The sequence below is a fragment of the Mycobacterium sp. SA01 genome (genome assembly GCF_041287105.1).
GTDB lineage: Bacteria > Actinomycetota > Actinomycetes > Mycobacteriales > Mycobacteriaceae > Mycobacterium.
In genome coordinates this window covers 79,078-99,950 of record NZ_JBGGNO010000013.1, presented here as the reverse complement: position 1 = coordinate 99,950, position 20,873 = coordinate 79,078, and the positions used below count along the sequence as shown (strand labels likewise).

Genomic DNA, 20,873 nt, shown 5'->3' with positions numbered 1-20,873 from the left:
CGTCTGCCCCGCTATCAGTCCCGATTGCTAGCGCGCTCAGCGCCGCGTCGGATCAAGGTTTCCCAAGCCGGTGATCTCGAGGCTGACCGACTTCCGGTGGCCGGCGGCGCCCATCATGAAGAGAATGTCGCCGATCGGGGCACCTAGCCAGAATCGCCAAAAACGCTTGGTGAGGATTTTCCAGAGAAAGCGTCCCCCCAGCAAATGTATTGCAACAGCAGTCAGGTAATACAGGGGCCGCTTCCATCGCGAAATAACCATCTCGGCATTCATCTCGCCGATCTCGAGGCCCCAGGCCCGATACTTGAATTCCAATCCGTAGCGTTCCCGGAACTCAAAGAATGCGCGCAGCTCCCCATTGGTCACCAGGTACTCATCGAAAACCAGAATCGATCCCTCGATGAACCTGTCCTTGCACGTTTCCAGCGCGTGCAGGCAGCTCTCGTAGGTGTCCAGATCCATATGGAAGAGCCGGATGGGGGCACCCGGTCGCTCGGCCAGGAAAGGGGCCAACGTTTCGTAGGTGCGGCCCTTGACGAAGTGCACGTCCCGGCCAAGCGCAACAGGCACACCGTCCGTCAGGGTGATACCGGTTTCCCGGCGAAATCGCTGGGCGAGCGGATCCGACAGTGAGAAGGTGCCTTGTTTGATCACGATCTGATCTTCTATCTGCCAATCCTCGACGAGTCCCTCGAATGTGTCGAAGCCGTAGACGGTGCGTCCGGTGGCATCGGATGTCAGTCGTGTCGACCAGCCGAGCCAGACCCCCAGATCGAGGAGTAGCTCATCGGAATTCTCCGGTGTCGGTGCCGGCAGTCGGGAGGCTTCCCACAACAGAGGGTGGCCGGGAATCTTATGGCGACGGATATCTGAGAGCGTTCGGGCGATGAATTCCTGATACGCGTGGTCGTAAACCCTGACATCTTTCGCATATAGGTTCGGGATATAGCGATCGCCCCCGCGATAGATCAAGCGTGCGCCGAGTACCAATACCAGCAATACGCCAATCGCGATAAGTAGGAAGGGCGCGTAATAGCACGCGACAGCAATGCCGAGCAGGATGGCAGCGAGGGCGGCCTTCCACACCCGATGAATATTGGTCCGATCGACCGCCTGCCTCGTCCGATCCGCAGTCCCGTTATCGACCACGCTCACGACTCACCTCCGGTTTCCGGACAGATTAGGGGTGTCTCCGCATGCGGGAGACCCGATCCGGCGTCAGTTGGCAAAGTTTGCCTGATTTACATGTTCCGACACTCGCAATGCGTTGGCCGCGACCGTCAGGCTGGGGTTCAAGCCCGCGCTGGACGGGAAAAACGAGCTGTCCACCACGTAGAGGTTGTCCACCTCGTGCGCACGGTTCTGCGCGTCCAACACGCTGGTCGCCGGATCGGTCCCGAATCGACAGGTGCCGCAGACGTGGCCCATGTTCGAGTTCTCCTTCCCGCTGCCCAGACCGCGGGTGCGAAACGGTTTCAGAATCTCCTGGAACAGGCGCAGGAACTCCGCGTGGCGGTCGAGTTCGTTTGCGTGGAGCCGATATTGAATCCTCATCCGCTGACGGCCGTCTGAGCCGGGGCGGTCCGAGAGCAGCACCCGGTTGTCCCGATAGGGGAGGTCTTCCATCATCGCGGCCAGGATCAGTCCGCCGGTGAAGAACTTCTCGTAGACCCGGCGCACAGCCGGGCTCATAAGCCGAAGGGTCCGCCCTTGCGGACCGGGGCGGTTGATCAGCCACTCCATCGGCGGGATCGAACCGAACGACTGAATGGTTCCGTACTTGTTGCCCTGATAGAAGTAGAAGTCGTTGAGCCCGATCTCCTTGTTGGCGGCCGTGATCGCCGAGTCACGCTGCGGCCAGATCTCGATCGGGTCGAGGAGATGGCGCATCAGGTTGCGGCCCACCATGTCAGAGCCGTTGGCCAGCCCCCGCGGCCAGTCGCCCGACCGGGAATTGAGCAGTAGCACGGGGGTCGCCAGCGCGCCGGCGGCGAGCACCACCACCTTGGCCTTGAGCGCCAGTCGGCCGGACGGGTGTTCGCAGATAACCTGCTTGACTCCGGTGCGATCGGCTTCCAGGTGAAGGACCCGGCATTCGGTCAGCAGTTGGGCGCCGTGCTCGACGACAGCAGGCAGGACGGCGTTGCGCGCCGCGTCATTCTTGCAGGACTTCGAGCAGAGGAAGGTCTGACAGGTGGCGCAGTCGGCCGTGTAATCACAGGCCATCGGCAAGTGATAGGGATGCAGACCGCGACCTGTCAGATACTCCACCAGTGGCTTGTTGTCGGCCGAAAACGGTGGTGCTGCAGGCAGATTGACCTCAGCCGCTTCGGGCCGCAGTGGATCGGGCTGGCCGCGGACCCCCAACAGCTTCTCGGCATCGGCGTACCAGCGTCGCATCTCTTCGTAGCTGACGGGCCATGCCTCCGGCACTGTCGATTCGCCGGGGTCGGCGAAATTCTGCCGGGGAGTGAAGTCTCGCTCGAAGAACCGCTCGCACACCATCCCGTAGAGCGCTGAGGAGCCGCCGGTTCCGCTGCCGATGAACGGCACGAAGCGCTTGGTGCGTCGTCCGCTGATGTCTTCGACCTCGTCGGTCGAGCGTCCCCCGCGAGCCAACGCGTCGTAGTAGGCCGCGGTGGACCGCGCCGACATGGGCTCGGCCAGTTCGGGCATGGCCGACCGGATGACGCCCGGTGCCCCAGGCAATGTCGAGCGTCCTTTTTCGACGAAGAGCACCCGCCGGCCGGCCTGGGCCAATCGATAACCCAGCACTCCGCCACCCATGCCGGTACCCACGACGATCACGTCCCACTCGATGCGTTCCGTCTCGCGCGCAGTCAATGCGCCGTCAGCCAAAATCGAGCTCCTCAGCGTGATGGCCCAAAGATCGGCCTGGGCTCGGCGATTCGGGATCGTATCAACGTTGAGCCGCAGGCATGGCCGAACGCTTACTGGCTCGTCAAAAAACCGGTAATAATGTCCGTTGCTCCTGCCGGTGTGCCCGCAGGAAGATCGAAAGGCCAGAACCGGCGATGAAATTCGTGCTGTCCAGCTACGGCGGTCGCGGCGATATCGAGCCTGCCGTGGTTGTCGGGCGCGAGTTGCTGCGCAGAGGGCATGACGTCCGGATGGCTGTCCCACCGAACCTGGTCGGCTTCGCCGAGGCGGCAGGACTTCCGGCGGTGGCTTACGGGCTGGATTCCACGAACATCCTCGAGCTGCAGTGGCGATATTTCACGCTATACGGGCGTACTCCGTGGAAGCTCAAGGAGCTCAATCGGATGGCCGCCGAAACCGCGCAATTCGCCCAAGCGTGCTGGGCGGAGATGACCAGGAACCTCGCTGCCGCCGCCGACGGGGCTGACCTGCTGCTCACCGGGCTGATCTTCGAGCAGCCGGCCGCCAATGTCGCGGAGGCGTACGACATTCCGCTGGTCACCCTGCACTACTTCCCGTACCGGGTGCACGGCCAGCTGCTACCACTGCTGCCAGCAGCGCTGAGCCGCTTGGCGATGACGGTCAACGAGTGGACTGCGTGGCGCGGGACCCGCAAGGGCGAAGATGTGCAGCGGCGCGAATTGGGGCTGCCCAAGGCCACCAGCCCGGTGCCGCGGCGCGTCGCGGACCGGAGTTCGCTGGAGATCCAGGCCTACGACCAGTTGGTGTTTCCCCGGCTGGTGGGTGAATGGCGCAAGTGGGAGGGCCAGCGGCCATTCGTCGGCGCCCTTGCGATGGCGTCTCCGACCGAGTCCGATGCGGCGGTGGCGTCGTGGATCGCCGACGGGACGCCGCCGATCTTCTTCGGATTCGGCAGCGTCCCGGTCGGCTCACCTGCCGACACGATCGCGATGATCGCCGCGGCCTGTGCCCAGTTGGGAGAGCGCGCGATCGTCGGCGCCGGGGGTACCGATTACAGCCATGTCCCGCAGTACGACCACGTGAAGGTGGTCGGCCAGGTGAATTACGCGACCATCTTCCCGATGTGCCGTGCGGTCGTGCATCACGGCGGATCGGGCACGCTGGCCGCGTGCCTGCGGGCAGGAGTTCCCCAGCTGGTGCTGTGGACCCTGCCTGACCAGCCGTTTTTCGCCGCACAGCTGAAACGGCTCAAGGTGGGTGCTGGGCGGCGTTTCTCGACCACCACCGAGAAATCGCTCGCGAAGGACCTGCGCCGGATTCTGGCCCCGGAGTATGCGGAGCGGGCCCGCGAGATCGCCCCGCGGATGACGACACGTGACGACGCGGTCGTTGCTGCAGCTGACCGCGTGGAGGAATTTGCACGCCTGAAGTGCGGGGCCTGATCACTTTTGCCAGCCGCCCGAATTTCGGGTCGGCAGCGTCAATATTGGATTAGGCTGCGCAGCGACCCGCTGGTCGTGAGGCCCGGTTCGATCCAGGACGCGCACGGGGTAGGTGAAGGAGCTAGGTACGGCAATGGCTAGAGGCGCGTTCGGACAAAGCGACGCTGAAATTGACCTGCTGGTCCGTGGCATGCGGTCGGGGATCGCGGTGGTGGGCTTCGGCTATATCGGCACCGTGATCGGTGCGGTGCTGGCTGACCGCGGCTGGCCCGTGACGGGTATCGACGTGCGCACCAATATCGTCGACGAGATCAACCAGGGCTTGACGAGTGTGCCGGAGCCAGGCCTCGGCGAGCTCGTGGCCGAAAGTGTTCAGGTAGGCCGTCTTCGCGCCACGTCGGACTTCAGCGTGATCGCCGATAACGACTTCATCATTGTCACCGTCGGCACCCCGCTCGGTCCGGATTACGAGCCCATCGTCGACGACATCAAGGCGGCCGCGCAGGCGGTCGGCGAGCACCTCCGCCCCGGCCACCTGGTCATTTTGAAGAGCACCGTGCCGCCCGACACCACCGAGACTCTGGTCCAGCCAATCCTGGAAAAGGCGTCCGGACTGAAAGCCGGCGTCGACTTCGGATTGGCTTTTTGCCCGGAGCGGCTCGCCGAAGGGCAAGCCATCCGGGAACTCACCTCCATTCCCGTCGTGGTCGGGGCCGTCGACGAGCGGAGCGCCCGTAGCTGCGCCACGCTGTGGCGCCACGCCCTCGGGTTGGAGTCGATCGTCGTCGAGGATCCGCGGACGGCCGAGATGGTCAAGCTCGCCGACAACCTCTGGATCGACCTGAACATCTCAATGGCCAACGAACTGGCCAAGGTGTGCGACCGCCTCGGCATGGACGTTCTCCAGGTGATTGCCGCAGCCAACTCGATGCCGAAGGGCATGCACAACGTCAACATCCTCAGCCCGAGCATGGGTGTCGGTGGTTACTGCCTGACAAAGGATCCGTGGTTCGTCAATCACCTTGGCGAGACGTTGGGACTGGATTTGCACGTGCCGAAGACGTCGAGGACCGTCAACGACACGATGCCCAGCTACACCTATGGGTTGCTGACCCAACTGCTGGCCGATCAGGGCAAGGCGATCGAGGACAGCAAGATCGCGGTCTTGGGTATCGCGTTCAAGAACAACACCGGCGATTGCCGGCTGACGCCGACCAAGTATGTCGTGGCGCCGCTGGAAGAGTCCGGGTGTCAGTTGACCGTCCATGACCCATGGGTGCTGGACGAAGAAGCGCACACCGTCACCAAGATCCCGCTGAGTCCGGACATCGAGTCCGCGGTGAAAGATGCCGATGCTGTAGTCGTCCTTGCGGGCCACCGGGAGTTCCACCAGATCCCGTTGGTCCGGCTGGCTGAGCTGGCGGCGGATCGCTGCGTTTTTCTCGACGGACGCAACAGCTTTGACCCGGCGGCAGCGCGGGCGGCGGGCTTCATCTACAAGGGTATCGGCCGCTAGCCGGCTGACGGATATCCGCAAACCGCACGTAGAACGAGAGAGCAACTATGTCCAATGTCGTCGTGACGGGCGGCTATGGCTTCATCGGATCGCATTTGGTGACCGCACTGCTGGAACGCGGCGACAGCGTCACCATCTTCGACTTCGCGAAGAACACCCGCGACAGCAGCATCGATTTCGACAGCAACCCCAACTTCCGGTTTGTGCAGGGCGATGTGACCGACCTGGCGGCGCTCGAACAGGCCCTGACTCCCGATGTCGACACAGTGTTCCATCTGGCCGCGGTGGTCGGCGTCAAGAACTACATGGATGATCCACTCCAGGTTCTCGACGTCAATGTGATCGGTACACGCAACGTTCTGGAACTCAGTCACCGCAACGGAATTCGCGTGGTGTTCGCCAGTACCTCCGAAGTATTTGGCAAGAACCCCAACCCACCCTGGGCCGAGGACCACGACCGGGTGCTGGGCTCGACGAAGACCGCTCGCTGGAGTTACAGCACCAGCAAGGGGATGGCCGAGCATCTCGTGTTCGCCATGCACGCCGCCCGCGGGCTACCGGTGACTGTGGTGCGATACTTCAACGTATATGGGCCGCGCCAGAATCCGATCTTCGTGGTGTCCCAGACCGTGCACCGGATCCTCAACGGCCGCCAGCCGTTGCTTTACGATTCGGGTGACCAGACGCGTTGCTTCACCTATGTCGACGATGCCGTCGCAGGCACCTTGCTCGCGGCCGACAGTGATGCGGCGATCGGTGAGGCGTTCAACGTCGGAAGTATGACCGAGACGAGCATGCGTGACGCGGTTGATATGGCTATCAAGATCGCCGGCGTCGACTCGGTTTCCGGCGCCGAATCCATCGATACGGCAGCACGTTTCGGCGGTCGCTACGAAGACATTCCACGTCGTATCCCGGACTCGACCAAGGCGCAGCGCCAATTGGGCTGGCGCTTGCAGATTGACGTCGAGGAGGGGATCCGCCGCACCATCGAGTGGGCGCGAGCGAATCCGTGGTATCTCGAGGAACCCGCCAGGGATGGGCAGGGCTAGTCCTCGCGATGAAAATCGTGCTGGCGAACTGGGGATCTCGCGGCGAAGTGGAACCATTCGCGGTGTTGGGCCGCGAGCTGGTGCTTCGCGGACATGACGTCCATCTGGTCGTCGCGCCTGATCTGGTTGAATTCGCCTCGTCCGCAGGGCCCGACGCAGTCGCCTATGGACCTACCGTGCAGGCGATCATTGAGCCTCATCAGGAATACTTCGCCCTGCTCTTCAGCAAGCCCTGGCGGCTCAAAACATTGGGCAGGCTGGTGCGCGAGTTCGCCACCCCGATCGATGAGGGTCGTGAAGCAGCCGGAAAGACGCTCATGGCGGTGGCTGACGGCGCCGACTTGCTTGTTACGGGTATGAACTACGAAGGCATCGTCGCCAATGTCGCCGAGTATCGCCACATCCCGCTTGCTACGCTGCAACATTTTCCGTTGCGGGTCAACGGCCGGCTATTGCCGGTGTTGCCCGCGCCTTTCGGTCGTGCGGTGATGCGAACATCGGAGTGGCTGACGTGGCGCGGGCATCGGGCCAATGACGACGCCCAGCGTAGCGCGCTCGGCCTGCCGAAGTCGACGGGGCACTGGACGCGACGGATCGCCGAACGCGGAAGCATGGAAATCCAGGCATACGACGAAGTGTGCTTTCCCGGGCTGGCGGACGAATGGTCGAGCTGGAACGCGCAGTCGCCGCCCCGACGGCCCTTCGTCGGTGCGTTGACACTGGAGATGCCCGCAGATGACGATACGGACGTCAAGTCGTGGATCGCTCAAGGAACGCCGCCGATCTTCTTCGGATTCGGCAGCATGCCAATGGAATCCGCCAAGGACACGATCGCGATGATCGCAGGGGCCTGCGCCACACTGGGCGAGCGAGCACTGATCGGTGCGGGCGTGGCCGATTTCAGTGGCGTACCGCAGTTCCCGCACGTCAAGGTGGTTGGCGCGATCAATTATGCGGAGGTCTTCCCGGCCTGCCGCGCGATCGTGCATCACGGGGGTTCAGGCACAACCAACGCGGGCCTGCGCTCCGGACGCCCCACGATGATCCTGTGGAGGTTGCCCGATCAGTTGTTCTGGGCTGGCAGGCTCAAACGACTGAAAGTCGGCACCGGGCGCCGCTTCTTGGCGGCCACCGAGAAGACATTGGTTGCGGACCTGCGGAAGATCCTCGCCCCCGACTACGTCGGCCGAGCTCGCCGGCTTGCGGCGAAAATGACCAAGCCCGCGGACAGTGTCGCGGTCGCGGCTGACCTCGTCGAGGCTTATGCTCGCGCTCCGTTCGTAGGCCGCACGCAGACCGAAAGAGGCTAGGGTGCAATGAAATTCGTGCTGGCGAACTGGGGAACCCGGGGCGAAGTGGAGCCGTTCGCCGCAATCGGCCGCGAGCTGGTGTGCCGCGGGCACGACGTTCACCTGGTGGTCGCGCCGGAGATGGTCAATTTCGCGGAGTCTGCCGGGCCGAAGGCGGTGGCATTTGGGCCCACACTGCGCGCCGTCGACGACCCCCATCACGAGTTCTGGAATCTGTTGTTCAGCAAGCCATGGAAGATCAAGGAATTGAACGGCTTGCTTGGCGCATTCGCGGGTCTCTTGGACGATTTTCGAGAGCAAGCCAGAAAGAGCCTGCTGAGCTTGGCGGACGGGGCCGACCTGCTACTCACGGGTTTGAACTATGAGGGCGTCGCCTCCAACGTGGCCGAGTATTGCGGCACGCCGTTGGCTACGTTGCAGATCTTCCCGCTGCGGGTCAACAGCTATCAGATGCCATTCCTGCCTGCCCCGTTGTGCCGCTCGGCAATGGCGCTGGGCGAGTCATTGACCCGTCGCGGGCACAAGGTCGCGGACGACGCCGAGCGACTGGCACTCGGCCTGCCAAAGGCGACGGACCACTGGACGCGACGGATGGCGGACAGCGGCGCGCTGGAAATCCAGGCATACGATGCGGCGTGCTACCCGGGGTTGCCCGACGAATGGGCGCCGTTCAACGATCAGGAGATCCCCAAGCGGCCGTTCGTCGGGGGCCTCACGATGGAATTGCCTGCCGATCAGGACGGCGAGATCGTCTCGTGGATCGCCGCGGGTACCCCGCCCATCTTCTTCAGCTTCGGCAGTATGCCGGTCGACACCGCGGCTGACACGATTGGGATGATCGCCCGGGCCTGTGCGCAGCTCGGGGAGCGGGCGCTGATTGGCGCGGGCTGGGCTGACTACAGCACCGTTCCGCACTATGACCATGTCAAGATCGTCGGCCCGATGAACTACGCCGAAGTGTTCCCGGCCTGCCGCGCCGTGGTGCACCACGGCGGTTCGGGCACCACCCACGCCGGACTGCGAGCCGGACGGCCGACATTGATCCTGTGGATGTTGCCCGACCAGGGGTGTTGGGGTTCTCGACTCAAGAAGCTGAAGGTTGGCAGTGGCCGCCGCTTCGTCGGCACCACCGAGAAAACCCTGGTGTCCGACCTGAGGACAATCCTCGCGCCGGAATACCTAACTCGCGCGGAACAACTCGCAGCCCGGATGACCAAGCCCGCCGACAGCGTCGACACCGCGGCCGACTTGTTGGAGCGGTTCGCGCTGTCGCGTCGCAGCTGACGTCAGCCGCGAACACCTCCGGATTCGGCGGCCGCGCGATACCCACGAATGGCCAGTGGCGCAACCAATGCGGCGCCGGCGATCGTCCAGAGCACGCCCCACAGCAGCGGCCACCACGGAAGTTGGCCTTGAGCAAGGGCCCGCATCGACCCCACGATCGGCTCCATCGGCTGGAACCGGAGCAGCGGCCACATCCACGAGGGCAGGGATTCGATGGGCGGGGAACCGGAACTGGCGAAGACGGCGGTGATGGCGGGCAGTCCAAGCCAGATGAGCACCGTGCCGTCCTTGGCCCGCACCGCGACGGCGATCACGGCCATCGCAAAGACGATCACCACCATCACGGGTACGAGCAGGTACAGCAGCAACTCGAGCGGGCCACCGCGAAAACGTAGGCCGAGACCGATCCCGACCGCGGTGATCAGCGCGGTACTCAGAAGTGTGCGCGCGGCCTCGGCGATCAGCCGGCCGGTGAGCACGCTGGCGCGGTGTACGGGCAATGCCCACAAGCGGCTGAGCAGTCCGGTGTCGCGCTCGAAGGACAGCGTGAGGCCGACGGCAAGGGATCCGGAGAACGCGCCGGCTATCGCACATGTCGGCACCAGACCGTAGAGGCTGTCCGTGCCCGTGATCCGCAACACCGACTTGCCGACAAGAAGGTAATACGTGATCAGCAGAAACGTTGGGAACGCCAAAGATTGAACGGGGACCAGCGGGTCGCGGCGCCAGTGCGTGAAGTGTTGCTGCGCGATGACCAGGCTTTCATGCAGCAGGGAGCCGCGCCGCGGTGCCGTGGTGGTCATTGGGTCCGCCTCTGCATTCGCACCGCGATCACCCCAAAGACGGCGAGCAAGCCAAGGCACCATGCGAAGCTGCTCACCAGACTGCTGACCGCGACGTTGCCTGCGGCCAAACCCCGCAGGGTCTCGGTGACCTGTGAAACAGGTTGGTAGCGAACGAATCCATGCAGCCACCCGGGGAACGACTCCACGGGCGCCATTCCGGTGGAGAGCATGACAAGCATCATCTGAGGGACCAGCAGGACCTGACTCGACCCGCCGTTCCTGCCGATCGCGGAGGTCGAGATACGCACGCCAGTCGCATCGGCGGCAAACGACAGTGCCAGGGTCAATGCCAGAACGAAGGAAATAAAAGCCACCAAATGCCATGGCCCGCCGAGCATTCGAAAGCCGAAAATGTATCCGGCGACGATTGTCGCAACCAGTGCGATCATCCCGCGGATGAGGCAGTACAACATGCGGGCCGTCAGCGGTGCCACCGTGGCGATGGGCATTGTGCGGAACCGAAGCCCGAGTTCGGACTGATTGTCCCGGCTGGCCCGGTCGACGGTTGTCAGCGCGCCGAGCAGCGTCACCTGGACGATGATCACCGGCAGAAGGTACTGGGGGTAGCCGATCCCGCCGGTGTCGATCACATTGCGCAGCGCGAGATTGAAGATGATGAAATTGCCGGCCGGCGCCAAGACTGCGAAGGGCAAATCACTGCGCAATGTGTTGCGCACCATGCGTTCGGTCAGAACCGCAACCGAACTCACGCGGTGACGCTGCCCGTGAGGTGAAGGAATACCTCGTCGAGGGAAGGCTTGCGCAGCGAAATATCTTCCAGCTCAACGTCAAGCTGGTCGACGCGACGGAACACCTCGCTCAGTGTCGCGACCCCGTTTGGCGCCAGCACCGACACACTGTTGGCGTCTTCGTCGGCCTGTGCGTCCTCAAGATCGGCAACCGCGGCGAGGATCTTCGGTAGATCGGCCGGATTGACCGGACTCACGGTGCAGTAGCTGTATCCGACCCGGCGCTTGAGGTCATCTGCTGTCCCTGTCGCGACAACGCGCCCATGGTTGAGTACGACGATCGAATCGCTCAGGACGTCGGCTTCCTCGAGATACTGGGTGGTGAGCAAGACGGTCACCCCGTCCGCTACCAATGACGACACCAGATCCCACACACTGCGGCGACTGCGCGGGTCCAACCCCGTCGTCGGCTCATCCAGGAACAACACTTTCGGCGGAACCACAAGTGCGGCGGCGATATCGACGCGTCGGCGCATGCCACCCGAATAGGTGACCACGTTGCGGTCAGCCGCATCGGTGAGGTCGAACTGCTCGATCAACTCCTCGGCCCGGGCGTTGGCCTCCCTGCGGCGCATCCCGTGCAACCTGCTGAACATCACCAGGTTCTCCCGCCCGGTCAGTTGCCAGTCGATTGCGGCGATCTGTCCGGTCATCGATATGGACTCACGCACCCGAGCCGGCTCTTTGGCTACGTCGTACCCGGCCACGAGAGCTTTGCCATAGGACGGCCTCATCAACGTCGACAGAATGTTGATGGTCGTTGTTTTTCCCGCGCCATTGTGACCGAGAAGCGCGCACACCGAACCCGTGGCAACGGAAAAACTCACGTCCTGCAGGGCCAGTATGTTCCCGTCGAACGTCTTCGCGACACCGTCAAGCTCGATCACAGATATTGACCATAGCGTGAGCAGTGTGGCTTGGGGCGAACTAGCGACGTCTTCGTCGCAACCGAGAAACTCAAGACAACGACCTATCTCTTTGACGCTGGGAGCAGCGGATTCACCAGACGACCGGTTATTTGCCGATCCACTCCAGTAGGGCGCGGGTGCCCTCCTCGAGTGACCACTTCGGGCGCCACCCGAGTTCGGTTGTCGCCGGCTCGATGTCACATCGCGCGGCGCGGACGTCACCGTCGCGGAATTTTCCCACGACGACCGGGTCGGGAGCGCCGCAGATCGCCGCGAGTTGCTGGGCGAGCTCGTGGATGGTGGTCGGAACGCCCGATCCGATATCGACGTAGCGCGACGGTGCCGCAGGACTCTCGATCGCCGCAAAGAGCCCTTCGACGACGTCGTCGATGAAGACGAAATCGCGCACGATCCGGCCGTCTTCGTAGACCTCCAGGGCCTGCTTCTCCAGCGACAGTCGGGCGAAGAGCGCCACGATTCCGGTGTAGGAATTGGTCAGCGACTGGCCAGGGCCGTAGACGTTCTGCAAACGCAGCACGCTGAGCTTGGTGTCGTGTGCGGCGGTCCAGGCCGCCAGGATGTGCTCCTGTGCGAGTTTGGTCGCGGCGTAGATGTTGGTGGGCCGGGGCTCGGTCTGGATCGCATTGCTCGCCAGCGGAACAGCGGGATCGCCCGTGGGCCCCTGCGGATCCCAGATACCTGAGACGAGCTGAGCGTGGCTCCGGGGCTGCGGGTAGAAGATGTCGCTGCCGGCCTGCCAGGCACCCTCGCCGTAAACGGCCCGCGATGATGCCAGCACCAACTGGTCGGGCACGTGCCCACACCGGCTCAAGGCGTCGAGCAGCTGCGTGGTGCCGACGACATTGACCGAGCCATGGCGGGTTGCCTCCGAAAGTGACTGTGCGGTGCCGGTTTCCGCTGCCAAATGCACGATCTGGGCGGGCTTGAACAGTCGCAGGACGGCATCGCAGTCGGGTGCGTGAGTGACATCGCCGGTGAACAGCCGTACCGATGGCGGCAGATCGATCGCTGCTCCTTCGGCATGCACCTGCGGGTGCAGGATATCCATCACAGCCACGTGGTAGCCGGCCTCGACGAGACGTCGGGCGAGCGCGGACCCGATGAAACCGGCCCCGCCGGTGATGAGCACCGTCTTGTGAATGTCGGACACTGCGGACAAAGTGGGCCTCCTGTTTACGAACCGTGGGCGAACGCGCGGTCGGCCAGCGCGGCTATGGCCGGCGTCAGCACGCGTGAGTATTGAAGGGTCAAATGGCTCACGTCGAGGTAGACCAACGTGTTGCCGACAATGACGGGACAGCGATCGGCGGTGCAGAACAAATCGGAGAGGTCCGCATACTGGCCGCCGCCGGCTGCGGTGGCGGCCGCCTCGGCGGTGATGCCTGTCTGGTTCACCGCCGCCGGCCGGGACAGTGCGCAAGCAGTCGCGTCGTCGAGGTGGCCCGACACGCAGATCGGCACATTGGCATGCGGACTCGGGATCGGCCCGAGTACCAGCACTCGCGTGCCCATATCGCGCAGTTGCCGCACGAGGTGAGTCATCCCGTCGGTCCAGGCTGCGTCGTAGGCGCGGAAGCCCGACATCGTTTCGTCGATACCGTAGCCGCGCCACACGCTGACCACGACGAGCTTGGGGCGCTCGGTGGCCAGACGACCCATGATCTCGGTCCGCCACTGCTGGCAGTGCTGAAGGTCTTCGACCAGGTTGCCGAAGGCGTTTCCGGCGCGTGCGTCCATCAGCGCGCAGGCCTCTTTGGCCATCATCTGCAGCCGCCAGTGTCGCTGGGTGGCGATCTGCTGGAAGGCGGGGGTCCACATCGCGGCGTGTGAGTCGCCAATGAGGGCAACGGTATTCGGGGATTCGGTATCACCCATCACGCAGTCAGGTTGTCCGCTCTCATACGGCGTGCGGAGACACCCCTTGTACGTGTAGTCCTCTTGTTCGGCAGCCAGATTGGTCAGCGGGGGGTTCAAGTTCGACGGGACGGCGCTCCTGGTGAAGGACTTGGCCAGCGCCGCTTGCATCTGGGTGACGGTCTGGGCGACCGCGGCGTCGTAGGCGGCGCTGGTGGAGCCGATCGGAACGGACGCGCCGTTGAGGGTGATCGCGGGTGCTGGTGGACCCTGTCCCACCGGCGTTGGCACGACCTTCAGCAGTCCGAGGCCGACGAAGACCGCGACCACGGTGGCCACCGCGCCGACGCCCAGGCTGCGCCACGGGTAGTCCCGGATCGTCGGGGCGAAGCGCAGCGGGTTCTCCACGTAGCGCATGGTCATCCATGCCAGCCCGGCTGCCAACAGGGCCGCGATGATGCGTTCGGCCAGTCCCAGCGGGTGGCCCAGCAGTGCGGGCGCGAGGACCAGTACCGGCCAGTGCCACAAGTACCAGGAATAGGAGATCCGGCCGACCGCGCGCATCGGCGAGGTGCTCAGGAATTGTCCGCAGCCTTGCGATGGGGTGGCGCAGCCGGCGCCGATCACCAGCACCGCACCGAGGGTGGGAAGCAGGGCGGCGGTACCGGGGAACGGTGTGGCCGAGGTGAACACCAGGCAGGCGAACACGATCATGGCCAGTCCTGACCAGCCCGCGATCGCTGCCGCCCGTCGTGAGAGGCGTTGCCAGTGAATCACGGTCAATGCGACCAGCCCGCCGATGGCCAGCTGCCACGCGCGGGTGGCGAGGGAGAAGAACGCCATCGCGGGCACGACGTAGGTGATCACCAGTGACATGGCGAACGACACGGCGGTGACCAGTCCCAGCACCACCAGATAAGGACGACGCGACGACGCGATGGCGCGTGTCCTGTCCCGCCGGAATCGCCGGACGAGCCACGCGGTGCCGAGCATCAACGGGGCCCAAACCAGATAGAACTGCTCCTCGACGCCCAACGACCAGTAGTGCAGGAACGGCGACGGGGTCAGCAGATCGGAGAAGTAATTGATGTTATCGATGACGAACCAGTAGTTGCCCACGTACAACGCACTGGCGATGCCGTCGTAGAGGACGGTCGGGACACGTAAGGGCGGCAACAGAATTACCGCTGCGATCATGGTGACGACGCCGACGAGCGCCGATGCGGGCAGTAACCGGCGGGCGCGCGCCCCGTAGAACTTGCGCAGCCGCACGGAGCCGGTGCCGCTGACTTCGCGCCAGAGCAGTCCGGTGATGAGGAACCCGGAGATCACGAAGAACACGTCGACACCCACGTAGCCCCCGCTGATGCCGGGTACCGCAGCGTGGAACAGGACCACGGCCGTCACGGCGACAGCGCGCAGGCCCTCGATGTCCGGGCGGAAGTACTTCTGTTCGGGACGCCGACTTTGCTGTTCTTCGCTAGCCCTGAGACTGTCGGCCTGGGCCAAGATCACCTACCTGCTAAATCAGCGAACACGTCAATTGAGTCGAGGCATTCTTACACCCGGACGCTGCCACGAGGGGTGGTTTCGGGAACGGCGTTCGGTGACCTAGGTCTGCGCGAGCGCGCGATCGACCAGCGCCCCGACGGCCGGTGCCAGCAACCGCGCGTATTCCAGCGTCATGTGGTTCTCGTCGACATACACCAGCGTGTTGCCCACGATGACCGGGCAGCGGTCCACAGTGCAGAACAGGTCGGTGGTGCTGGCGTATTGCCCGCCTCCGGCTTTGGTCGCGGCGGCTTCTGCCGCGATGCCGGGCTCGTTGACCGCGGCGGATCGCGACGGAGTGCACGCCGGCACATCATCGAGGTAACCGGAGAGGCAGATCGGCACCTGAAAGTGCGGATCGGGGATCGGGCCGAGTACCAGCACGTGTGCGCCGATGGCGCGCAATCGCTGTACGAGTTTGGTGAAACTGTCGATCCACGCGGCGTCGTAGGCCCGGTATCCCGAGAGCGACTCCCCAGTCCCATAGCCGCGCCACAGACTCAACACGATCAGCTGTGGACGCTCGGCCTCCAAGCGCGTGAGGATCTCGTTGCGCCACTCAGCGCAGTGTTCGAAAAGCTCCGCCAACCGGCTCAGCGGATTGGTGATCGGCAGGTCCAACAGCGGGCACGCGCCCTTGGCCAGCAGCTCCAGGCGCCACTGCCGTTGACTGGCAACCTGTTGCAACGCCGGGGTCCACATCGCGGCGTGCGAGTCGCCGACCAGGGTCACCGTGGTGCGCGAGGAGACATTGCCCATCGCGCATTCGGGTTGTCCGCGTTCGAACGGCTCGCGCAGGCAGCCGTTGAACGACAGCGCCTTTTTCTCGGCGAAGGCTTCCATCAACGGCGGCGTCAGGTTGGCTGGGACGGACGTGACGTCGGCCGATGCCGCGACGGCGGCCTGCACTTGCGCGAAGGTCTGGCGCACTGCCGCGTCGTACGCGTCGACGGGAGCGCCGGTCGGGACCGGTGCCGCGGTGAAGTTAAGCGGCGCCACCGGCGCGCCGTGCCCGACCGGACTGGGCATCACCCGCAGCAACGTCATGCCGACGCACACCGCGATGACCGTCGCGAGCGCCCCCAGTCCGAGGCTGCGCCATCCAGATGCGCGGATCTTCGGGGCGAAGCGCAGCGGGTTTTCCAGATAGCGCAAGGTCAGCCAGGCCAGCCCCGCGGACGCCAGCGCCGCGACGATCCGTTCGGCCAGCCCGAGCGAGTGGCCGAGCAGGAACGGTGCGAGTACCAGTACCGGCCAGTGCCACAGGTACCAGGAGTACGAGATGCGGCCGATGGCGCGCATCGGTGCCCACCCGAGCAGACGCCCGCCGCCCTGGTCGGGTGTGGCGCAGCCCGCGGCGATGATCATCGCCGCGCCGAGGGTGGGCAGCAGTGCCGCCGCACCCGGGTACACCGTGGTCGGGGTCAGCCAGACGCAGGCCAGCACGATCATGCCCAGCCCGGCCCACCCCAGCACGGCGGCGGCGCGTGGCGAGACCCGTTGCCAGCCAACGGCGGTCAGCGCGACCAACCCGCCGATCGCCAGCTGCCATGCTCGGGTGGGCAGTGAGTAGAAGGCCGCTGCCGGCACGATGTAGCTCGCCAGAAACGACATCGCAAACGACACGACCGTCACCAGCGTGAGCAGCACGACGAACGGGCGCTTGGATGTGATGGCGTCGGCCGCGGGGCGGCGTCGCGCTCGGCGCGTCAACCGGATCAGAAAAACCGTGCCGAGAAGCATTGGCGCCCAGACCAGATAGAACTGCTCCTCCACGCCCAGCGACCAGTAGTGCAGGAACGGCGAAGCCGTCACGTGATTGCTGAAGTAGTCGACACCGCGCAGGACAAACTGGTAGTTGCTGACGTACAGCGCGCTGGCGATACCGTCGCTGATGGCGGGCCGAGCCTGCAACGGCGGCAACAGGATCACCGAGGCAATCATCGTGACGACGCCGACGGTGGCCGATGCAGGCAGCAGGCGACGGGCGCGCGCCCCGTAGAAGTTGTGCAGCCGCACGCTGCCAGTGCTGCTCACTTCGCGCCAGAGCAGTCCGGTGATCAGGAACCCGGAGATGACGAAGAAGACGTCGACGCCCACGTAGCCGCCACTGATGCCCGGCACCGACGCGTGGAACAGGACAACCGCCAGCACCGCGACGGCACGCAAACCTTCGATGTCCGCGCGGAATGTTTTCGGTTCGGAGCGTCGGGTCGGCCGGCTGTCGGTGGGGCTGACGCTGTCGGCCTGGTGCAAGATCACCTACTTATCGAGCGGACGCCTGTGTCGGTCGGGGCATTGTTACATTCGCGCCCGTCAATAAGTTGGGTTTATCCGTGTTCGGCGATCCACGCGGTGGTGTAACGCAGTGTTGCTGGGATGCTCTTGGCCAAGCCCGCACCGATCGACTTTTCGAGCTGGCCGCCCAGCAGGGGGATCTTGACCTCGACGCTTACCGCCGAGCGCAGCTGCGAGATGTGGCCTGCCGCCGCCAGCCAGTTCTCGGCGCGGCTCGATCCGAAGCCGCCCGCCGCCGACACTTCGACCTCACCTCGTACCCGACCGTCACCGGCGGATCGCCACGTTTCGCGGTACTGGAGCTTCAGGTCGCCGGGAACGGCCTTGGCGATCAGTCCGGGCAACATCTGGCGACCGAGGTATTGGGTGATGTGCACATCGACCGCTCCGTCGGTACCGACGATCAGCGAATCCAGGGTGGACGCGGCGTCACCGGCCAACCGGTCCGCCCAATAGTCGGCACGTCCGAACGCTGCATGAATCGACTCGACGCTGGCGGCGGATTCGGCGACGACCTCGAATGAACGCGGCATAGCCGACCATTCTTACCGCAGGGGCAGTGAGCCGAAACCCTCATACGGTGCAAGCGCTTTGTGGTAGGAACCACGCGTGAATATCAGTGGCGTCAATTTCAACAGCGGCCTCGTCAAGTTGGTGGACGCGATGCCAGGTGTGAACCGGATCAGGGCGGTCCAACAGGCGCTCGCCATGCGCACCGATCCGGTCTATCTCGAGATCGGCGTCTCGCGCGGGCAGGCCTTCCAGCGCATCAGCGCCGACGTGAAGTTCGCCGTCGACCCCGCGTTCCGGCTTACCGAGCGCACGCGTGAACTCGCCGACGCCAAAGGTCGGGTCACCAAGTACTTCGAGACCACCAGCGACGCGTTCTTCGAGAACGAGACGGCTCTGCTCGCGGAGCATCCCGTCGACGTCGCGCTGATCGACGGGCTGCACACCTACGAGCAGGTGGTGCGCGACGTCGAGAACACCGTGCGCTATCTCAAAGACGACGGCGTGATCTTCCTGCACGACTGCAACCCGCCGTTCGAATTGGCCGGCCGTCGCGCGGAGTCGTGGGATGAGTTCATGGCGCAGCAGTCCGGGCCGTTGAAGATCGGCATCTGGAACGGCGACGTCTGGAAAGCCATCGTCGAGCTACGCAGCACCCGCTCCGACCTCGTGGTCGGCGTGCTCAAATGCGACCAGGGTGTCGGGTTTGTCCGCAAGGGCACCCCGGAGTCGACGCTGCCGTACACCCCGCAGCAGGTCGCGGCGCTGACCTATGCCGACCTCAAGGCCGACCGCACCCGTCTGCTCAACCTCAAGCCACCCCGGTATCTCGGTGAGTTCCTTGCCATGAGCCCCGCCCAATAGCTCGTCCGCGACTCGGCGATGAAGTTCGTACTGGCAACGTGGGGGAGTCGCGGCGATATCGAGCCCACCGCGGCCGTCGGCCGTGAGTTGGTGCGCCGGGGGCACGAGGTGTCCATGGCGGTGCCTCCGGATTTGATCGAATTCAGCAAGGCCGCGGTCCCGGACACGGTCGGATTCGGTCCGAATTCGCGATCGATTCTCGACGCGCATCGGGATTATTGGACGTGTTTCTTCAGCACGCCGTGGCGGCTGCGGGAGATGGCCGGAGCCCGCCGGGAGATCTCGGGCCCCCTGTTCCAGGGCTGGCAGGACATGAGCGCGACGCTGATGTCGCTGGCCGACGGGGCCGATCTGATCTTCAGCGGCATCAACTTCGAAGACGCCGCCGCCAACGTCGCCGAACACCTCGACATTCCGTTGGCCACCCTGCATTACTTTCCGCTGCGGCCCAACTCCCGTGTGCTGTCTTTTCTGCCCGCACCGCTGAGCCGGGCAATGGTCAGGGCCTTCTGGTGGATGTCGTGGCGTGGGACGAAGAAGGTCGAAGACGCCCAGCGGCGCGAATTGGGTTTGCCCAAGGCGAGGCACTCGGCACCCCGGCGGATCACCGATCGCGGGTCGCTGGAAATCCAGGCCTACGACGAGTCATGCTTCCCTGGCCTCGCGGCCGAATGGGCTCAGTTCGACCAGCAGCGGCCTTTCGTCGGGACGCTGACTCTTGAGTTGGGCACCGACACCGACGACGAGGTGCTGTCCTGGATCGCTGCGGGAACCGCACCGATCTTCTTCGGCTTTGGCAGCATCCCGGTCGAGTCGCCGGCCGACACGATCGCGATGATCGACTCGGCCTGCGCACGGCTGGGCACACGGGCTCTGGTCGGCGCCGCCAACACGGATTTCAGCAACGCCTCGCACTCCGAGCGGGTGAAGGTCGTCGGGCTGATGAACTACGCGACGGTTTTCCCGGCGTGCCGCGCAGTCGTCCACCATGGCGGTTCGAGCACCACACCCATCGCCATGCGCGCGGGTGTCCCTCAGCTGATTTTGTTCTGGGACCTCGTTCACGCGATCTACGGCGGCGCGGTCAAGCGGTTGAAGGTGGGCACCGCCCGGCGATTCTCCACCGTGACCGAGGAGACCCTGGTCTCCGACCTGAGCGCGATTCTTGCTCCCGAGTTCGTCGCCCGTGCCCGTGAACTCGCCACCACGATCACCGAGCCGGCCAAGAGCGCCGCCGCCGCCGCGGACCGTCTGGAAGATTTCGCCCGCACGGGTCGCCCCGCGCGCTGACGGCGGCGTCCGGGACCGCGCTTGCTGGCACTTGGCGCTAATGGTCGTAGCCGGGTTGGGCGCACGTGTCCGCTACCTGCCGGCGCGAGCGCGAAAACCCACGAAAGTGGGTCTAACTGTGCCATGTGAGAGAAACCCGTGGCCACCACTGTCAGTCGTCCACGGCGGAGCGCAGAAGGTTGCTATCCGGTGACGTGTGTCACACCGAACTTCATGACATGGGTCACACCACGAAGTATGGTTTGGAACTTGTTCTACCTATATTGACGAGAGTGTCGGGAGACGCGGTGAGCACCAATCCGTTCGATGACGACGAGGGCGCCTTTTTTGTGTTGGTCAACGATGAAGAACAGCACAGCCTGTGGCCGGCCTTCGCCGACGTTCCGGCCGGATGGCGCGTCGTACACGGTGAAGCTGATCGCGCCGCCTGTCTGGAGTACATCGAAGCGAACTGGCCCGACATCCGACCGAAGAGCCTGCGCGACCGGTTGGCGGGAAGTCGAGCGGCTGACTAGTT

The 20,873-nt window shown here is 64.5% G+C and carries 17 protein-coding genes; 8 read left to right on the top strand and 9 right to left on the bottom strand.

The annotated features are described in order from the left end of the window. Positions 1 to 36: 36 nt before the first annotated feature. Together AB4879_RS04410 and AB4879_RS04405 are read right to left on the bottom strand one after the other, a co-directional pair. Entirely contained in the window at positions 37 to 1,155 is a 1,119-nt protein-coding gene (locus tag AB4879_RS04410; protein WP_370506608.1) for a class I SAM-dependent methyltransferase, read from the bottom strand. A gap of 63 nt (positions 1,156 to 1,218) precedes the next feature. Continuing rightward, positions 1,219 to 2,859, bottom strand: a complete 1,641-nt coding sequence (locus AB4879_RS04405; protein ID WP_370506607.1) for a GMC oxidoreductase — start codon at positions 2,857 to 2,859, stop codon at positions 1,219 to 1,221. A gap of 176 nt (positions 2,860 to 3,035) precedes the next feature. Here AB4879_RS04405 and AB4879_RS04400 point away from each other — a divergent pair, with 176 nt between their 5' ends. The 5 genes from AB4879_RS04400 to AB4879_RS04380 all read left to right on the top strand — a co-directional run bounded on the left by AB4879_RS04400 (position 3,036) and on the right by AB4879_RS04380 (position 9,466). Beyond that, positions 3,036 to 4,304: a glycosyltransferase gene (locus AB4879_RS04400; RefSeq protein ID WP_370506606.1), complete on the top strand. Its 1,269-nt coding sequence runs from the start codon at positions 3,036 to 3,038 to the stop codon at positions 4,302 to 4,304. Positions 4,305 to 4,494: 190 nt separating this feature from the next. Next, positions 4,495 to 5,820, top strand: a complete 1,326-nt coding sequence (locus AB4879_RS04395) for a nucleotide sugar dehydrogenase (protein ID WP_370506605.1) — start codon at positions 4,495 to 4,497, stop codon at positions 5,818 to 5,820. Positions 5,821 to 5,867: 47 nt separating this feature from the next. After that, on the top strand, positions 5,868 to 6,872 hold the full coding sequence (locus tag AB4879_RS04390; protein WP_370506604.1) for an NAD-dependent epimerase/dehydratase family protein: 1,005 nt from the start codon (positions 5,868 to 5,870) through the stop codon (positions 6,870 to 6,872). Positions 6,873 to 6,880: 8 nt separating this feature from the next. Further along, positions 6,881 to 8,182, top strand: coding sequence for a glycosyltransferase (locus AB4879_RS04385; protein WP_370506603.1), 1,302 nt, complete (start codon positions 6,881 to 6,883; stop codon positions 8,180 to 8,182). A gap of 6 nt (positions 8,183 to 8,188) precedes the next feature. After that, on the top strand, positions 8,189 to 9,466 hold the full coding sequence (locus tag AB4879_RS04380; protein WP_370506602.1) for a glycosyltransferase: 1,278 nt from the start codon (positions 8,189 to 8,191) through the stop codon (positions 9,464 to 9,466). A 2-nt stretch (positions 9,467 to 9,468) separates the two neighbouring features. Here the strand turns inward: AB4879_RS04380 and AB4879_RS04375 are convergent, their stop codons facing one another. The 7 genes from AB4879_RS04375 to AB4879_RS04345 all read right to left on the bottom strand — a co-directional run bounded on the left by AB4879_RS04375 (position 9,469) and on the right by AB4879_RS04345 (position 18,225). Then, positions 9,469 to 10,269 (bottom strand): ABC transporter permease, encoded by an 801-nt coding sequence (locus tag AB4879_RS04375; protein ID WP_370506601.1) that lies wholly within the window; start codon positions 10,267 to 10,269, stop codon positions 9,469 to 9,471. Continuing rightward, a complete protein-coding gene (locus tag AB4879_RS04370) occupies positions 10,266 to 10,991 on the bottom strand; it encodes an ABC transporter permease (RefSeq protein WP_370506600.1) in 726 nt (241 codons plus the stop codon). The genes AB4879_RS04375 and AB4879_RS04370 overlap by 4 nt, the downstream gene beginning before the upstream one ends. Positions 10,992 to 11,017: 26 nt before the next feature. Further along, entirely contained in the window at positions 11,018 to 11,947 is a 930-nt protein-coding gene (locus tag AB4879_RS04365) for an ATP-binding cassette domain-containing protein (RefSeq protein WP_370506599.1), read from the bottom strand. 127 nt (positions 11,948 to 12,074) lie between these two features. Then, on the bottom strand, positions 12,075 to 13,118 hold the full coding sequence (locus tag AB4879_RS04360) for an NAD-dependent epimerase/dehydratase family protein (RefSeq protein WP_370506636.1): 1,044 nt from the start codon (positions 13,116 to 13,118) through the stop codon (positions 12,075 to 12,077). Between the two features lie 44 nt (positions 13,119 to 13,162). After that, entirely contained in the window at positions 13,163 to 15,355 is a 2,193-nt protein-coding gene (locus tag AB4879_RS04355; protein ID WP_370506635.1) for an acyltransferase family protein, read from the bottom strand. Between the two features lie 99 nt (positions 15,356 to 15,454). Continuing rightward, the gene (locus tag AB4879_RS04350; protein WP_370506598.1) at positions 15,455 to 17,656 is read right to left on the bottom strand and encodes an acyltransferase family protein; all 2,202 of its coding nucleotides are present in this window, start codon (positions 17,654 to 17,656) and stop codon (positions 15,455 to 15,457) included. A 68-nt stretch (positions 17,657 to 17,724) separates the two neighbouring features. Next, positions 17,725 to 18,225 carry a DUF2505 domain-containing protein gene (locus tag AB4879_RS04345; RefSeq protein ID WP_370506597.1) on the bottom strand — a complete coding sequence of 167 codons (501 nt, stop codon included), beginning with the start codon at positions 18,223 to 18,225 and terminating at the stop codon, positions 17,725 to 17,727. Positions 18,226 to 18,355: 130 nt separating this feature from the next. On the opposite strand from AB4879_RS04345, the gene AB4879_RS04340 reads away from it, so the two are divergent. From AB4879_RS04340 to AB4879_RS04330, 3 genes are all read left to right on the top strand, one after another. Beyond that, positions 18,356 to 19,066, top strand: coding sequence for a class I SAM-dependent methyltransferase (locus AB4879_RS04340; RefSeq protein WP_370506634.1), 711 nt, complete (start codon positions 18,356 to 18,358; stop codon positions 19,064 to 19,066). Positions 19,067 to 19,084: 18 nt separating this feature from the next. Next, positions 19,085 to 20,356, top strand: coding sequence for a glycosyltransferase (locus AB4879_RS04335; RefSeq protein ID WP_370506596.1), 1,272 nt, complete (start codon positions 19,085 to 19,087; stop codon positions 20,354 to 20,356). 287 nt (positions 20,357 to 20,643) lie between these two features. Next, on the top strand, positions 20,644 to 20,871 hold the full coding sequence (locus AB4879_RS04330; RefSeq protein WP_370506633.1) for an MbtH family protein: 228 nt from the start codon (positions 20,644 to 20,646) through the stop codon (positions 20,869 to 20,871). The last annotated feature ends 2 nt before the right edge of the window (positions 20,872 to 20,873 follow it).

Excerpts from the sequence above, each read along its gene's own strand:
- AB4879_RS04400 (WP_370506606.1), top strand. The coding sequence starts at position 3,036 with ATGAAATTCGTGCTGTCCAGCTACGGCGGTCGCGGCGATATCGAGCCT.
- AB4879_RS04395 (WP_370506605.1), top strand. The coding sequence starts at position 4,495 with ATGCGGTCGGGGATCGCGGTGGTGGGCTTCGGCTATATCGGCACCGTG.
- AB4879_RS04390 (WP_370506604.1), top strand. The coding sequence starts at position 5,868 with ATGTCCAATGTCGTCGTGACGGGCGGCTATGGCTTCATCGGATCGCAT.
- AB4879_RS04385 (WP_370506603.1), top strand. The coding sequence starts at position 6,881 with ATGAAAATCGTGCTGGCGAACTGGGGATCTCGCGGCGAAGTGGAACCA.
- AB4879_RS04380 (WP_370506602.1), top strand. The coding sequence starts at position 8,189 with ATGAAATTCGTGCTGGCGAACTGGGGAACCCGGGGCGAAGTGGAGCCG.
- AB4879_RS04375 (WP_370506601.1), bottom strand. The coding sequence starts at position 10,269 with ATGACCACCACGGCACCGCGGCGCGGCTCCCTGCTGCATGAAAGCCTG.
- AB4879_RS04370 (WP_370506600.1), bottom strand. The coding sequence starts at position 10,991 with ATGGTGCGCAACACATTGCGCAGTGATTTGCCCTTCGCAGTCTTGGCG.
- AB4879_RS04345 (WP_370506597.1), bottom strand. The coding sequence starts at position 18,225 with ATGCCGCGTTCATTCGAGGTCGTCGCCGAATCCGCCGCCAGCGTCGAG.
- AB4879_RS04340 (WP_370506634.1), top strand. The coding sequence starts at position 18,356 with ATGCCAGGTGTGAACCGGATCAGGGCGGTCCAACAGGCGCTCGCCATG.
- AB4879_RS04335 (WP_370506596.1), top strand. The coding sequence starts at position 19,085 with ATGAAGTTCGTACTGGCAACGTGGGGGAGTCGCGGCGATATCGAGCCC.